Origin of the sequence: Pseudomonas sp. E6002, from assembly GCF_013385565.1 — a bacterium.
Lineage (GTDB): Bacteria > Pseudomonadota > Gammaproteobacteria > Pseudomonadales > Pseudomonadaceae > Aquipseudomonas.
Window position 1 is genome coordinate 154,675 of sequence record NZ_JACAPT010000009.1, and the last position, 15,072, is coordinate 169,746.

Here is a 15,072-nt window from a genome sequence, read left to right on the forward strand (position 1 = left end):
CGCGAATGCGGTGTATCAGTGTCAGATGTACTGACTGACACTGCGCATTCGCGAGCAAGCCCGCTCCCACATTTTGCTCAGGTGGTGTCAGTAACGACACCACCTGTCCTTTCAACACTCAGCTATAGACACGGCCAAGGAGCTGCCGATGGCTTTCAAACTGATCGAGCACGTCCCGGGTGATCTGCTCCTGGGTGAAGCCCATCAGGTCGTATTCCTGAGGCCCGTTGTGCAGGTAAACCTCGGCGCGGTAGTAGCGCGTGCGTTCTTCCTCGGGCAAGTCGTTCGGTGCCGACGAATAAGCATCCAGGCTCACCTCGTAGACAAACGGATTGCCCTCTTGCATCTCGATGCGCACACCAATGCAGCGCTTGGATTTGCCCAGCAGGGTCTGCACTTCCAGCCCCTGGTCACGCAACGCAGTCGCCGCTTCTTCCAGCGCCGGCGTGACGTGCTTGTCCATAAAGCGTTGCACGGTACCCTGGCTCGGTTGCAGGTCCAGGGCAGTCAAACGCTCGCTGAAACCACGCCGACCACGCTCGGCCAACTGCGCCTGCTCCAACTCGATCGCCACGTCCTGGCGCATCGCCTTGTGCAGGCCGAACATGAAGAACACCAGCACCACCGAGAACGGCAAGCCCGCCAGCACCACCATGGTTTGCATGGCTTCGAAGTTACCGGCGAACAGCAGGCCGATGGTCACCAGGGTGATCACCGCCGACCAGAAAATCCGCAGCCAGTGCGGCGCATCTTCGTCAACGTTGCCGCCCTTGCAGGACAGGTTCGCCATCATCACCGCGCCGGAATCCGCCGGGGTCAGGAACAGTACGAAGCCCACGAAGATCGACACACCGATGACGATTTTCGACGCCGGGTAATGCTCAAGCAGTTGGTAGATCGCCATGGACGGCTGTTCCAGCGCCGTCTTGCCCAACTCCACCGCGCCATGGTTCACCACCAGGTCCAGGGCCGAGTTGCCGAAGATCGACAGCCACGCCAGGGTGAAGCCCAGCGGGATCAGCAGCACGCCGGCCACCAGTTCACGCACCGTGCGACCACGGGAAATACGCGCGATGAACATGCCCACGAATGGCGCCCAGGAAATCCACCAGGCCCAGTAGAACAGGGTCCACAGGCCCATCCAGCGTTCGGTCTTGTCGGCGTCGCCTTCGTACACGTACAGGTCGAAGGTCTTCAGCACGATGCCGTTCATGTAGTCGCCGATGTTCTGCACGAAGCCGTTGAGCAAGTGCAAAGTCGGGCCAAACAGCAATACGAAAATCAGCAGGCCGCTGAACAGCACGATGTTCAGGTTGGACAGGCGGCGAATGCCGTTTTCCACACCCGACACCGCAGCAATAGTCGCTACGGTGCTCATCACGATGATCACGATCAGCAGGTTGGTGTTGCTGTGTTCCATGCCGAACAGGTTTTCCAACCCGGAGGACACTTGCATCGAACCAATCCCCAGGTTCGTCACCAGGCCCAGCAGCGTCACGAACATGCCGAAGCCGTCCACCGCGTGACCGGCCGCGCCTTTGACCCAACGCTCGCCCACCAGCGGGTACAGCGCCGAGCGCAGGGCCAGCGGCTGGTTATGACGGTAGGCAAAGTACGCCACGGCCAGGCCGACCAGTGCGTAGATCGCCCAGCCGTGCAGGCCCCAGTGCAGGAACGTCAACTGCAACGCCTGGCGTGCAGCTTCGCCGGTGGCCGACGCGCCTTCAGGCGGGTTGAAGTAGTGGTCCAGCGGCTCGGAGGCGCCGAAGTACAGCAGCGAGATGCCGATGCCCGACGAGAAGAGCATGCCGGCCCAGGCGCCGTAGCTGAAGTCCGGGGTGTCGTCCTTGCTGCCCAGTTTCAATTTGCCATAGGACGAAAACGCCAGGCCCACCACAAACACCAGGTAGGCGGCGATCACGACCATGTAGTACCAGCCAAAGCTTTTCGACAACCAGGCTTGGGCCACACCGAGCATCCTGCCGGCTTCCTGCGGGGCGATGATCAGAATCGCGGTCAACAACAGAATCAGCGCGGTGGAGGTGTAGAACACCCAACCGTTGACCCGCACCTTTTCTGGCGGGGTCTTTATAAGAGAGGCAGAACTCATGGCACAGATGCTCCGGGCAGTGCAGAGAAACACAAGGCAACGCTTGACCCGAGCCATCGATTTTTCGGCAGTCGACGGACGGGTGTATAAAGACACCCCGAAAAACCATAAACCCCCGGCGAACCGCTGTGCCGGGCTGTTTCATGGGTTTTCCCGATGTCAGGTGGCGCCACATGCACGTAGGAAATACCTGTAGGCAGCGACCATTTGTCGCAGATCTTATTCTTTGTTGATTGAACGTTCAATCAAAACAAAATAGACTGGCCCTCAAGCCGACGGACGTTTATCGCCCGTTGGCAGGCCTAAGGAGAGGTGCACGATGCCCAAGGTCGGTATGCAACCCATACGCCGCCAGCAGTTGATCGAAGCCACATTGACGGCCGTCGATCAGGTCGGAATGGGGGATGCCAGCATTGCGCTGATCGCCCGTCTGGCCGGTGTCTCGAATGGCATCATCAGTCACTATTTTCAGGACAAGAATGGCCTGATCGCCGCCACGATGCGGTACCTGATGAACGTGCTGATCGAGAACGTCACCGAGCGCCGGTTGGCGCTGAAAGATGACAGCCCGCGGGCCCATCTTCAGGTGATCATCGAAGGCAACTTCGACGCCAGCCAAGTCAACGGCCCGGCTATGAAAACCTGGCTGGCCTTCTGGGCCACCAGCATGCACCACCCGTCATTGCACAGGCTGCAGCGGATCAACGATCACCGTCTGTATTCCAACCTGTGTTGCCAGTTCCGCCGAGCGTTGCCGTTGCCCGAGGCACGCAGCGCAGCCCGAGGCCTGGCGGCCCTGATCGACGGTTTGTGGTTGCGCGGCGCCCTGTCGGGAGACGCTTTTGACACGGAGCAGGCGCAACGGATCGCTTACGAATACATGGATTTCCAATTGGCCAAGCAGGTGAGTTAGAGCACACATAAACGCTCAACTCCCGAACCGCGCCAACCACTAATGCACTTGCGAGGACTTTATGGCCCGTTTCGAACTGCAAAAACTCTACATTGACGGCGGCTACTCCGACGCTGGCAGCGATGCCACTTTCGAAGCCATCAACCCGGCTAACGGTGAAGTTCTCGCCAACGTGCAACGCGCTACCAAAGAAGACGTCGAGCGCGCTGTGGTCAGCGCCGAAAAGGGCCAGAAAATCTGGGCCGCCATGACTGCCATGGAGCGTTCGCGCATCCTGCGTCGTGCCGTCGACATCCTGCGTGAGCGCAACGACGAACTGGCCGCCCTGGAAACCCTGGACACCGGCAAGCCGTATTCCGAAACCCAATACGTCGACATCGTCACCGGCGCTGACGTGCTGGAATACTACGCAGGCCTGGTGCCCGCCATCGAAGGCGAGCAGATCCCGCTGCGTGACACTTCTTTCGTCTACACCCGTCGCGAGCCGCTGGGCGTCGTGGCCGGTATCGGCGCATGGAACTACCCGATCCAGATCGCCCTGTGGAAATCCGCACCTGCCCTGGCGGCCGGTAACGCGATGATCTTCAAGCCAAGCGAAGTCACCTCGCTGACCACCCTGAAACTGGCTGAAATCTACACCGCCGCCGGCGTTCCGGATGGCGTGTTCAACGTCCTGACCGGCAGCGGCCGTGAAGTCGGCACCTGGCTGACCGAACACCCGCGCATCGAGAAAGTCTCCTTCACCGGCGGCACCGACACCGGCAAGAAAGTCATGGCCAGCGCTTCGAGCTCTTCGCTCAAGGAAGTCACCATGGAACTGGGCGGCAAATCCCCGCTGATCATTTTCGACGACGCCGACCTCGACCGCGCCGCCGACATCGCGATGATGGCCAACTTCTACAGCTCGGGCCAGGTCTGCACCAACGGCACCCGCGTGTTCGTTCCGACCGCCCTCAAAGGCGCGTTCGAAGCCAAGATCGCCGAGCGCGTTGCCCGCATCCGCATCGGCAACCCGGAAGATGAAAACACCAACTTCGGCCCGCTGGTCAGCTTCGCCCACATGGAAAGCGTGCTCGGCTACATCGCCAAAGGTAAAGAAGAAGGCGCCCGCGTGCTGTGCGGCGGCGACCGTCTGACCGACGGTGAATTCGCCAAGGGTGCCTACGTGGCCCCGACCGTGTTCACTGACTGCACCGACGTAATGACCATCGTCCGTGAAGAAATCTTCGGCCCGGTGATGAGCATCCTCACCTACGACACCGAAGAAGAAGTGATCCGCCGTGCCAACGACACCGACTTCGGCCTGGCCGCGGGCCTGGTGACCAAGGACCTGAACCGCGCCCACCGCGTGATTCATCAGCTGGAAGCCGGTATCTGCTGGATCAACGCCTGGGGCGAGTCCGACGCGAAGATGCCGGTGGGCGGCTACAAGCAGTCGGGCGTGGGCCGTGAAAACGGGATCAGCTCGCTGAACAACTTCACTCGCATCAAATCGGTACAGGTTGAGCTGGGCGACTACGCCTCGGTGTTCTAAAACCTGATTGAGCCTGGCATGGCCCATGTGGCGAGGGGGCTTGCTCCCGTCGGGCTGCGAAGCAGCCCCATGCCAGGTCCCGCAGTTCTTTCAGACAGAACTCGAGCGCTGACTTTGCGACTGCTGCGCAGTCGAACGGGAGCAAGCTCCCTCGCCACAAAAGCAGCCTGAACCAACTTTCACGAGGGTGCATTCAATGTCCCAAGAATACGACTACATCATTGTGGGTGCCGGCTCTGCCGGTAACACCCTGGCGACCCGTCTGACCGAAGACGAAGGCGTCACCGTCCTGCTGCTGGAAGCCGGCGGCCCGGACTACCGTTTCGATTTCCGTACCCAGATGCCAGCCGCCCTGGCGTTCCCGCTGCAAGGCCGCCGCTATAACTGGGCCTACGAAACCGATCCAGAGCCACACATGGACGGCCGCCGGATGGAGTGCGGTCGCGGCAAGGGCCTCGGCGGCTCCTCGCTGATCAACGGCATGTGCTACATCCGCGGCAACGCGATGGACTACGACAACTGGTCGAAACTGCCGGGCCTGGAAGACTGGACCTACCTGGACTGCCTGCCGTATTTCCGTAAAGCCGAAACCCGCGACATCGGCCCGAACGACTACCACGGTGGCGACGGCCCGGTCAGCGTGACCACGCCAAAGGCCGGCAACAACCCGCTGTTCCACGCGATGGTTGAAGCCGGCGTACAGGCCGGTTACCCACGTACCGAAGACTTGAACGGCTACCAGCAGGAAGGCTTCGGCCCGATGGACCGTACCGTGACGCCAAACGGTCGTCGCGCCAGCACCGCTCGCGGTTACCTGGACACGGCCAAGAAGCGCTCGACGCTGACCATCGTCACCCACGCCCTGACCGACAAAGTCCTGTTCGAAGGCAAGCGCGCCGTCGGCGTTCGTTACCTGATCGGTGCTGCCGAAGAACGTGTTGAAGCCCGTGCCCGCAAGGAAGTCCTGGTGTGCAGCGGCGCAATCGCTTCGCCGCAACTGCTGCAACGTTCCGGCGTTGGCCCGGCGAAACTGCTGGAAAGCCTCGACATTCCGGTGGTCCACGACCTGCCTGGCGTCGGCGAAAACCTGCAGGATCACCTTGAGCTGTACCTGCAATACGCGTGCACCCAACCGGTCTCGCTGTACCCGTCGCTGCTCTGGTACAACCAGCCGGCCATCGGTGCCGAGTGGCTGTTCAACGGCACCGGCATCGGCGCCAGCAACCAGTTCGAAGCGGGCGGTTTCATCCGTACCCGTGAAGAATTCGATTGGCCGAACATCCAGTATCACTTCCTGCCGGTAGCGATTAACTACAACGGCAGCAACGGTGTGAAAGAGCACGGTTTCCAGGCGCACATGGGCTCCATGCGTTCGCCGAGCCGTGGCCGCGTGCAGCTGAAGTCGAAGAACCCACGGGAATACCCGAGCATCCTCTTCAACTACATGTCTACCGAACAGGACTGGCAGGAATTCCGCGACGGCATCCGCCTGACCCGTGAAATCATGCAACAGCCGGCACTCGACCAATACCGTGGCCGCGAAATCAGCCCGGGCATCGACGTACAGACCGACGAGCAACTGGATAAATTTATCCGTGAGCACGCCGAGACCGCGTTCCACCCGTCCTGCTCGTGCAAGATGGGCACCGACGAGATGGCCGTGGTTGACGCCGAAGGCCGTGTGCATGGCATGCAGGGTCTGCGCGTGGTTGACGCCTCGATCATGCCGATCATCACCACCGGCAACCTGAACGCGCCGACGATCATGATCGCCGAGAAAATCGCCGACAAGATCCGTGGCCGCAAGCCACTGCCGCGCAGCACTGCGGATTACTACGTGGCAGGCGATGCGCCGGTGCGTGGCAAGCCGATGCGTGAAGTGGGTCCTACTGCGCAGTAACTGATGGACCGAGGTGCTCCCTTCGCGAGCAAGCCCGCTCCCACATTTTTGACCGTGTGAACCCGATCAAATGTGGGAGGGGGCTTGCTCCCGAAGAGGCCCGATCTGACACCGCAAGACCTCCCGCCCGCCTACACTTTCCTTGATCAGCTCCCAGCCCAGGCCTACTCTGTTTGCCTGCCCGCGCCGAGCCGCCCACAAGGAAGGCCCCATGTTCGAACACCACGCCACACTCAAAAAGCAGTTCAGTGCCCTGCGCACTACCGCCGAATTCTTTTCCCTGCGCTACGTCCGCGAGTCCGGCCAGTACCTGTCGGTACGCAAGAACGTCGCCGAGCCGCCACACCTCAGCCAGGACGAAGGCGCGATGCTCACCGTGCGCCTCAATGGCGTCGAAGCCTACGCCGCCACCCACGACATTTCCCTGCCCGGCCTGCAAGCCGCCCTTGAGCGCGCCGAACAGCAAGCCCGGCTCATCAAGCCCCACGCCCTGCTCGACCTGCGCGACCAGCCAGTGTCCAGCGACATTGCCGACTACCTTTCGCCGAGCCTCGACCAGCCCTTCCCGTCCCTGAGCGACTGCTACCAACTGCTCGGCGCCGAATCGGCCGCCGTGCCCAAGGACGAGCGCCTGGTGAACTGGGAAGTCAGCCTGGGCACCACCCACGTCGAACAGATCTACCTCAACAGCGCCGGCGCCGAACTGCGCCAGGCCCAGCGGTTTGTGTTCCCGGGTGTCAACGTCACGGCCTACGACGGCAACGACAGCCAGACCCGCACCCTGGGCGGCACCAACTTCGGCCAGCAAGGCGGCTTTGACGTGATCAGCCGCTTCGGCCTGGTGGGCGCCGCGCCGCAGATTGCCGACCAGGCGCTGCAACTGCTGCTGGCCCCGAACACGCCCCAGGGCCCGCGCGACCTGCTGCTGATGCCCGACCAGATGATCCTGCAGATCCACGAATCCATCGGCCACCCGCTGGAACTCGACCGCATCCTGGGCGACGAGCGCAATTACGCCGGCACCAGCTTCGTCAAGGCCAGCGATTTCGGTCACCTGCAATACGGCTCCAACCTGCTGAACGTGACCTTCGATCCGGACATTCCCGAGCAGCTCGCCAGCTACGGGCATGACGACGACGGCACGAAGGCCAGCAAACAATTCCTGATCCGCGAAGGCTTGCTGCTCAAGCCGTTGGGCGGTGCGTTGTCGCAATACCGCGCCGGCATGCAAGGCGTGGCCAACAGCCGTGCCTGCAGCTGGAACCGCGCGCCGATCGACCGCATGGCCAACCTGAATATCGAGGCCGGCGACCAGAACATGGCGCAGCTGATTGGCGGCATCGAGAACGGCATCCTGATGTCCACCAACCGTTCGTGGTCGATTGACGATGCACGCAACAAATTCCAGTTTGGCTGCGAGTGGGGCCAGTTGATTGAAAACGGCGAGCTCAAAGGCGTGGTGAAGAACCCCAACTACCGGGCGATTTCCGCGCAGTTCTGGCGCAACCTCAGCGCCGTCGGCGACGCCAGCACCTTCAAGGTGCTGGGCACGCCGAACTGCGGCAAGGGCGAACCCAACCAGGTGATCCGCGTCGGCCATGCGTCGCCGGCCTGTGTGTTCAGCAACGTGGACGTGTTCGGGGGAGACGCCTGATGAATAATTTCAAAGCCCTGGTGGATTGGCTCAAGCAGGCCATCACCGACCACGAACAATTCCACCTCGGCTACGCCGACGAGTCCTCCGAGTTTGTGCGTTTCAACCACGGCAAAGTGCGCCAGGCCGGCCAGGTGCAACAGGCCAGCCTGAACCTGAAGCTGATCAACGACGGGCGCCACGCCGACCTCGGTATCACCCTGGCGGGCGAGCCTGAACTGGATCGCCAGCGCCTGGCCGACGGCCTGCAACAACTGCGCGAGACCTTGCCGTTGTTGCCCCAGGATCCGTACCTGCTGCTCAACCACAACGCCTGGCAAAACAAGGACCAGCAGGACCGACCACTGCCGGACCTGGCCCAGGTGCTGGAAGCAGTCAGCCTGGCCGCTGAAGGTGTGGACATGGTCGGCTTCTACGCCGCCGGCCCTATCAGCCGTGGTTTCGCCAGTTCATCAGGCGCCTTCGGCTGGCACCAGGCCAACAGTTTCAACTTCGACTTCAGCCTGTTCCACGCCAACGGTGAAGCGGTGAAAGCCAGCTACGCCGGCAACGATTGGGACAGCGTGGCCTTCGCCCAGCGTTTCAAGCAGGCCCGTGAGCAACTGGAATACCTTGGTCGCCCGCTGCACCCGCTGGCACCGGGGCAATACCGCGCCTACCTTGCCCCGGCGGCCATGGAAGAAATCATCAGCATGCTCACCTGGGGCGGGTTTTCCGCCCAGGCCATCGCCAGCAAAGGCAGCCCGTTGCAACGGTTGTATGGCGGTGATCAGTCGTTGAGCCCGCTGGTGACCCTGGACGAACAGGTCAGCGGCTCCCTGAGTTCGGCGTTTTCCCGTGACGGCTATCCGCGCAGTGATGTGAAGCTGATCAATGCCGGCAAGGCTGAAGGCCAATTGGTGAACTCCCGCAGTGCCGCCGAATACGGCTTGAGCACCAATGGCGCCAGCGGCGATGAATCTCCAAGCGCCCTGCAGATGGCGGCCGGCGACCTGGCCCAGGCCGATATCCTCAAGCAATTGGGCACCGGCTTGTACATCAGCAACCTGTGGTACCTGAACTACTCCGACCAGCCCGCCGCGCGCCTGACCGGCATGACCCGCTTCGCCACGTTCTGGGTCGAAGACGGCGAGATCAAGGCGCCGGTCAGCACCATGCGTTTTGATGACAGCGTGTACAGCCTGCTGGGCTCGCAACTGGAAGCGCTGACCGCTGATCGGGAATTGCTGCTGTCGGCGAGTACGTATAGCCAGCGCAATACCTCGTCGAATCTATTACCGGGCGCATTGGTAAAGCGCCTGACCCTGACCTTATAAGCAACGCAAAACCCATGTGGGAGCGGGCTTGCTCGCGAATGCGGCGTGTCAGCCACTACATCTGTGACTGAGGCACCGCATTCGCGAGCAAGCCCGCTCCCACAGTTGATCGCATTCCACATTTTGATTCGGTTCATCCTCAAAACCCCAGTCCAGACACCTGGCCGTCCGGCCAGTTGTCGCTCGCGAAAAACCTCGTTATAAAGGTTGGTGGCACCTAGCCACGTCCGCGCGGTAAAAAAACTCAAACAACACCCCGCCGTCCTCAACCCACTTGCACGCAAGTGATGCACGACCTTGCCCGGGATAGGGCAAGCTGGAGCGTTGACATGAACCATGGAAGTTTTGTCATTGAAAAGCTGTTCAAGCACTACAACGTTCACGTAGAGCAGCTTGGTAACAACCCAGAGAAGAAAACCGTGCTGTTGGTCAACGGCGCGCTGTCCACCACCCGCTCGTTTGCACGCACCAGCAAGTGCCTGTCCGAGCACTTCAATGTGCTGATGTTCGACCTGCCGTTCTCCGGCTATTCACGCCCGCACAACACCGACCTCGACCTTGTGACCAAGGACGATGAAGTGCAGATCCTGCGCGCTCTGGTGGAACGCTTTGAGGTCAACCACCTGGTGTCTGCCTCATGGGGCGGGATTTCCACGCTGCTGACCCTCGCCCATAACCCGCCGTCGATTGAAAGCTCGGTGGTGATGGCACTGGCGCCCAACCTCAACCAGGCCATGCTCGAATACGTAGAGCGGGTGCGCGTGCTGATCGAGGCCGATGACAAATCCGCCGTCGGCCATCTGCTGAATGAAACCGTGGGCAAATACCTGTCGCCCCGGCTCAAGCGCAACAACCACCGGCACCTGTCGACCATGGCCACCACCGAGTATCGCCAGGCACGCTTCCATATCCATCAGGTGCTGGCGCTGGGTGACGGCAACTACCTGCCGCAACTGACCCGGATCGAAACCCCGGTGCACTTCCTCAACGGCGTGCTGGACGAGTACACCCCGGCAGACGAAGCCCAACTGTTCAAGAAATACGTAGGCCGCAGCAGCTTCGCCACCGCCGAACACACCGGCCATTTGCTCGACCTGGAATCCCGCGAAGCGGCCCTGGCCGTGCACCGCGCGCTGATTGATTTCCTGGTGGGCAAACACGTGGCGTTGTCAGATATAGACGAAGGGCCTGTGGGAAAAGGAGCCGCCGATGGCGCATAATCGCCGACACATAGGCTGCTAACAAAAAGGTAACTCATGCCGAATCGCGCCCCTCTCGATGCCAAGACCGCCCGCTGGCTACCCTGGGTGGTAGCGATTGCCTTCTTCATGCAGTCGCTGGATGGGACGATTCTCAACACCGCCTTGCCGGCCATGGCTCGAGACCTGGCGGAGAACCCCTTGCGCATGCAAGGCGTAGTGATTGCCTACATGCTCACCGTGGCCCTGCTGATTCCCGCCTCGGGTTGGGTGGCCGACCGCTTCGGCACCAAGAAGATCTTCTTCGGCGCGATCATGCTGTTCAGCATTGGCTCGTTGCTCTGCGCGCTCTCCAGCACGCTGACCATGCTGGTGGGCGCCCGGGTGATCCAGGGCCTGGGCGGTGCGTTGATGTTGCCGGTGGGCAGGCTGGTGGTGCTGCGCGCCTACCCGCGCTCGGAGCTGGTGCGCATCATGGGTTTCATCACCATTCCCGGGCTGCTCGGCCCACTGCTCGGCCCGACCATGGGCGGCTGGATGGTGCAATACCTGACCTGGCACTGGATCTTCCTGATCAACCTGCCGGTGGGCATCATCGGCTGCTACGCCGTCTGGAAGTTCATCCCCGACCTGCGCGGCAGCGAACGTACGCGGTTCGACGGCGTGGGTTTCCTGCTGTTCGGCGCGGCGATGGTGCTGATCACTATCGCCATGGAAGGCCTCGGCGAATTGCACCTGCCGCACCTGCGGGTGATGTTGCTGCTGTTCGGCGGCCTCGCGTGCCTGGCGGCTTACTGGCTGCGCGCCGGGCATATCGACAACCCGCTGTTCTCGCCGGTGCTGTTCAAGACCCGGACCTTTGCGGTGGGCATCCTCGGCAACCTGTTCGCTCGCCTGGGCAGCGGCGCATTGCCGTTCCTGGTGCCGCTGTTGTTGCAGGTGGCGCTCGGTTACTCACCGTCCGAAGCCGGGATGAGCATGCTGCCCCTGGCGGCGGCGGCGATGTTTGCCAAGTCCATCGCCCGGCCGCTGATCGAGCGCCTGGGCTACCGCGTGGTGCTGACCGGCAACACCCTGGCGCTGGGCATCATGCTGGCGAGCATGGGCCTGGTCAGCGAACACACGCCCTACCCGCTGCTGCTGAGCATGCTGGCGATCCTCGGGGCGATCAACTCGCTGCAATTCACCGCGATGAACACCGTGACCCTGATCGACCTCGACGACGCCCAGGCCAGCAGCGGCAACAGTTTGCTGTCGGTGGTGGCGCAGTTGTCCCTGAGCCTTGGGGTGGCCTGCGCCGGTGCGCTGCTGGGTGGTTTTACCGCCGAAGTGGGCAACGACGGGGTCGACACGGTGCTTGGGGCGTTCCAGTTGACCTTCGTCACCGTGGGCATCATGGCGATGCTGGCGGCGGCGATCTTCCTGCAATTGTCGCCAAAAGACGGCAAACGCGTGGTCAGCCGTGAGCACGACATTGAGCATTAACAGGCTTCTCGTCTAGAACTTGCAGGGAAAATCCCACGAGGCTGGTACACTGCGCGACATTTTGTTTTGCAGAGCCAGTCCCGTGACTACCATCGCCACCGCTTTTAATACTTTGCCCCTGTCCGCCGCCATGCTGGCTAACCTCGACTCGCTGGGTTATGTCGAGATGACGCAGATCCAGGCGCAAAGCTTGCCGGTGATCCTCAAAGGGCTGGACCTGATTGCCCAGGCCAAGACCGGCAGCGGCAAGACCGCAGCCTTTGGCATCGGCCTGTTGAACCCGATCAACCCGCGCTACTTCGGCTGCCAGGCACTGGTCATGTGCCCGACCCGCGAGCTGGCTGACCAGGTGGCCAAGGAAATCCGTCGCCTGGCCCGCGCCGAAGACAACATCAAGGTGCTGACCCTGTGCGGCGGCGTGTCCCTCGGCCCGCAGATCGCCTCCCTGGAGCACGGCGCCCACGTCATCGTCGGCACCCCGGGCCGCATCCAGCAGCACCTGCGCAAGGGTTCGCTGGTTTTGGACGGCTTGAACACGCTGATCCTCGATGAAGCCGACCGCATGCTCGACATGGGCTTCTACGACGCCATCGAAGACATCATCAGCAAGACCCCGGCCCGCCGCCAGACCCTGCTGTTCTCGGCCACCTACCCGGTGAGCATCAAGCAACTGGCCTCGAAATTCATGCGCGCGCCGCAACAGGTCAAGGCCGAAGCGTTCCACTCGGACGACCAGATCGAGCAACGCTTCTACGAGATCTCCCCGGAAGAGCGCATGGACGCGGTGACCAAGGTCCTGGCGCATTTCCGCCCGGCGTCTTGCGTAGCCTTCTGCTTTACCAAGCAGCAAGTGCAGGAAACCGTGGATCACCTGACCGCCAAGGGCATCTCCGCCGTTGGCCTGCATGGCGACCTGGAACAGCGCGACCGTGACCAGGTACTGGCGATGTTCGCCAACCGCAGTACGTCGGTACTGGTCGCCACCGACGTGGCTGCCCGTGGCCTGGACATTGATGCACTGGACATGGTGATCAACGTCGAACTGGCCCGCGACTCGGAAATCCACATCCACCGCGTGGGCCGTACCGGTCGCGCGGGTGAGACGGGCATTGCTATCAGCCTCGTCGCACCGTCCGAAGCCCACCGCGCCCAGGCCATCGAGCAGTTGCAGAAGTCGCCGCTGAACTGGGACCAGTTGGACAACCTCAAGCCTCAGAGCGGCGGCCCGTTGCTGCCGGTGATGAGCACCCTGTGCATTGCCGCCGGCCGTAAAGACAAGGTTCGCCCGGGCGATATCCTTGGCGCACTGACCGGTGAAGCCGGGATTCCGGGGGCCCAGGTCGGCAAGATCGCGATCTTTGATTTCCAGGCGTTCGTGGCCGTTGAACGCGGGATCGCCAAGCAGGCGCTGCAGCGTTTGAATGACGGCAAGATCAAAGGCCGTTCGTTGCGCGTTCGTATCCTGTAAAGATCTCAAGCTATACCGAGATCAAAAATGTGGGAGCGGGCTTGCTCGCGAATGCGGTATATCAGTCGACAGATTCGGTGACTGACACTGCGCATTCGCGAGCAAGCCCGCTCCCACATTTGACTGTATTCCAATTCAGAATTTGTATGAGGACATGGCTGTGCGCTCGACCGAAGTTGTGATCATTGGCGCCGGCGCCGCAGGCTTGATGTGTGCGCTGACCGCCGCCGGGCGTGGGCGCAAGGTGATGTTGATCGACCACGCGAACAAGGCCGGCAAAAAGATCCTGATGTCCGGCGGTGGCCGCTGCAACTTCACCAATATGTACACGGAGCCCGCCAACTTCCTCTCCCACAACGCGCACTTCTGCAAGTCCGCCCTGGCCCGCTACACCCAGTGGGATTTCATCGGGCTGGTGGCCAAGCACGGCGTGCCGTACCACGAGAAAAAACTCGGCCAGCTGTTCTGCGACAACAAGTCCAGCGACATCCTCGGGATGCTGCTGGATGAGTGCATCCAGGTCGGCGTGAGCATGCACCTGGACACCTCGGTGCAGGAGATTGCCAAGGTCGATGGCGGCTATCAGTTGCAAACCACCCTGGGTGAGTTGCGCTGCGAATCACTGGTGATCGCCACCGGCGGGCTGTCGATCCCGACCCTGGGGGCCACCGGCTTTGGTTATCAAGTGGCCAAGCAGTTCGGCCATGAACTGCTGCCAACCCGCGCCGGGCTGGTGCCGTTCACCATCACCGACCAGCTCAAGGAATTGTGCGGCGAGCTGTCCGGTACGTCCGTGGATTGCCTGGTGAGCTGCAACGACCAAAGCTTTCGCGAGAACATCCTGTTTACCCACCGCGGCCTGAGCGGGCCGGCGATCCTGCAGATTTCCTCCTACTGGGAACCCGGCGACACGGTGGAAATCAACCTGCTGCCCGACCACGACGCCCACACCTGGCTGCAAGCGCAACAGGTGGAGCGCCCGAACAGCGAGCTGAAAACCCTGCTGGGTGAGATCTTCACCAAGAAGATGGCCAACCTGCTGGCCGAAACCTGGTTCGTTTCCAAGCCGATGAAGCAGTACACCCACGCCGAGATTGCCGACATCGCCGGCAAACTGGGGAGCTGGCAACTGGTGCCGGCGGGTACTGAAGGCTATCGCACCGCCGAGGTCACCCTGGGTGGCGTGGACACCCGGGAAGTCTCGTCCAAGACCATGGAATCCCTGAAAAGCCCCGGTTTGTACTTCATCGGCGAAGTGTTGGATGTGACCGGTCACCTGGGCGGGTTCAATTTCCAGTGGGCGTGGGCTTCCGGTTATGCCGCTGCCCAATTTGCCTGACGGAACGCGGTAAAAAAATGTGGGAGCGGGCTTGCTCGCGAAGGCGGAGTCTCAGCTAATACATCAGTGACTGATACACCGCCTTCGCGAGCAAGCCCGCTCCCACATTTGGTTCGTGGTGTGCTTGGAAGTAATGACTGGAATAAATTTTGCT

Annotated in this window: 10 protein-coding genes; 9 read left to right on the top strand and 1 reads right to left on the bottom strand. The window is 61.7% G+C overall.

Annotated elements, in window-relative coordinates; genetic code table 11:
- Window positions 1-118: 118 nt before the first annotated feature.
- Complete coding sequence (locus tag HX815_RS06975) at window positions 119-2,053, bottom strand: BCCT family transporter (protein ID WP_371135988.1); 1,935 nt, start codon at window positions 2,051-2,053, stop codon at window positions 119-121.
- 376 nt (window positions 2,054-2,429) lie between these two features.
- Between HX815_RS06975 and betI the strand changes: the two genes are divergently transcribed.
- From betI to HX815_RS07020, 9 genes are all read left to right on the top strand, one after another.
- On the top strand, window positions 2,430-3,023 hold the full coding sequence (betI, locus tag HX815_RS06980) for a transcriptional regulator BetI (RefSeq protein ID WP_003216902.1): 594 nt from the start codon (window positions 2,430-2,432) through the stop codon (window positions 3,021-3,023).
- A gap of 61 nt (window positions 3,024-3,084) precedes the next feature.
- Window positions 3,085-4,557 carry a betaine-aldehyde dehydrogenase gene (gene betB / locus HX815_RS06985; RefSeq protein WP_177028001.1) on the top strand — a complete coding sequence of 491 codons (1,473 nt, stop codon included), beginning with the start codon at window positions 3,085-3,087 and terminating at the stop codon, window positions 4,555-4,557.
- Between the two features lie 196 nt (window positions 4,558-4,753).
- Window positions 4,754-6,457 carry a choline dehydrogenase gene (gene betA, locus HX815_RS06990; protein WP_003216899.1) on the top strand — a complete coding sequence of 568 codons (1,704 nt, stop codon included), beginning with the start codon at window positions 4,754-4,756 and terminating at the stop codon, window positions 6,455-6,457.
- Between the two features lie 211 nt (window positions 6,458-6,668).
- Window positions 6,669-8,111, top strand: a complete 1,443-nt coding sequence (locus HX815_RS06995) for a TldD/PmbA family protein (protein WP_134327445.1) — start codon at window positions 6,669-6,671, stop codon at window positions 8,109-8,111.
- Entirely contained in the window at window positions 8,111-9,427 is a 1,317-nt protein-coding gene (locus tag HX815_RS07000) for a TldD/PmbA family protein (protein WP_177028002.1), read from the top strand. The genes HX815_RS06995 and HX815_RS07000 overlap by 1 nt, the downstream gene beginning before the upstream one ends.
- Before the next feature lie 329 nt (window positions 9,428-9,756).
- The gene (locus HX815_RS07005; protein ID WP_003216895.1) at window positions 9,757-10,647 is read left to right on the top strand and encodes an alpha/beta fold hydrolase; all 891 of its coding nucleotides are present in this window, start codon (window positions 9,757-9,759) and stop codon (window positions 10,645-10,647) included.
- A gap of 36 nt (window positions 10,648-10,683) precedes the next feature.
- Complete coding sequence (mdtD, locus tag HX815_RS07010; protein WP_003216894.1) at window positions 10,684-12,111, top strand: multidrug transporter subunit MdtD; 1,428 nt, start codon at window positions 10,684-10,686, stop codon at window positions 12,109-12,111.
- Window positions 12,112-12,241: 130 nt separating this feature from the next.
- Window positions 12,242-13,579: an ATP-dependent RNA helicase DbpA gene (gene dbpA / locus HX815_RS07015; protein WP_236260841.1), complete on the top strand. Its 1,338-nt coding sequence runs from the start codon at window positions 12,242-12,244 to the stop codon at window positions 13,577-13,579.
- 160 nt (window positions 13,580-13,739) lie between these two features.
- A complete protein-coding gene (locus HX815_RS07020; protein WP_003216890.1) occupies window positions 13,740-14,918 on the top strand; it encodes an NAD(P)/FAD-dependent oxidoreductase in 1,179 nt (392 codons plus the stop codon).
- The last annotated feature ends 154 nt before the right edge of the window (window positions 14,919-15,072 follow it).

Coding starts and splice junctions, on each gene's coding strand:
- betI (WP_003216902.1), top strand. CDS start 2,430: ATGCCCAAGGTCGGTATGCAACCCATACGCCGCCAGCAGTTGATCGAA.
- betB (WP_177028001.1), top strand. CDS start 3,085: ATGGCCCGTTTCGAACTGCAAAAACTCTACATTGACGGCGGCTACTCC.
- betA (WP_003216899.1), top strand. CDS start 4,754: ATGTCCCAAGAATACGACTACATCATTGTGGGTGCCGGCTCTGCCGGT.
- HX815_RS06995 (WP_134327445.1), top strand. CDS start 6,669: ATGTTCGAACACCACGCCACACTCAAAAAGCAGTTCAGTGCCCTGCGC.
- HX815_RS07000 (WP_177028002.1), top strand. CDS start 8,111: ATGAATAATTTCAAAGCCCTGGTGGATTGGCTCAAGCAGGCCATCACC.
- HX815_RS07005 (WP_003216895.1), top strand. CDS start 9,757: ATGAACCATGGAAGTTTTGTCATTGAAAAGCTGTTCAAGCACTACAAC.
- mdtD (WP_003216894.1), top strand. CDS start 10,684: ATGCCGAATCGCGCCCCTCTCGATGCCAAGACCGCCCGCTGGCTACCC.
- dbpA (WP_236260841.1), top strand. CDS start 12,242: ATGCTGGCTAACCTCGACTCGCTGGGTTATGTCGAGATGACGCAGATC.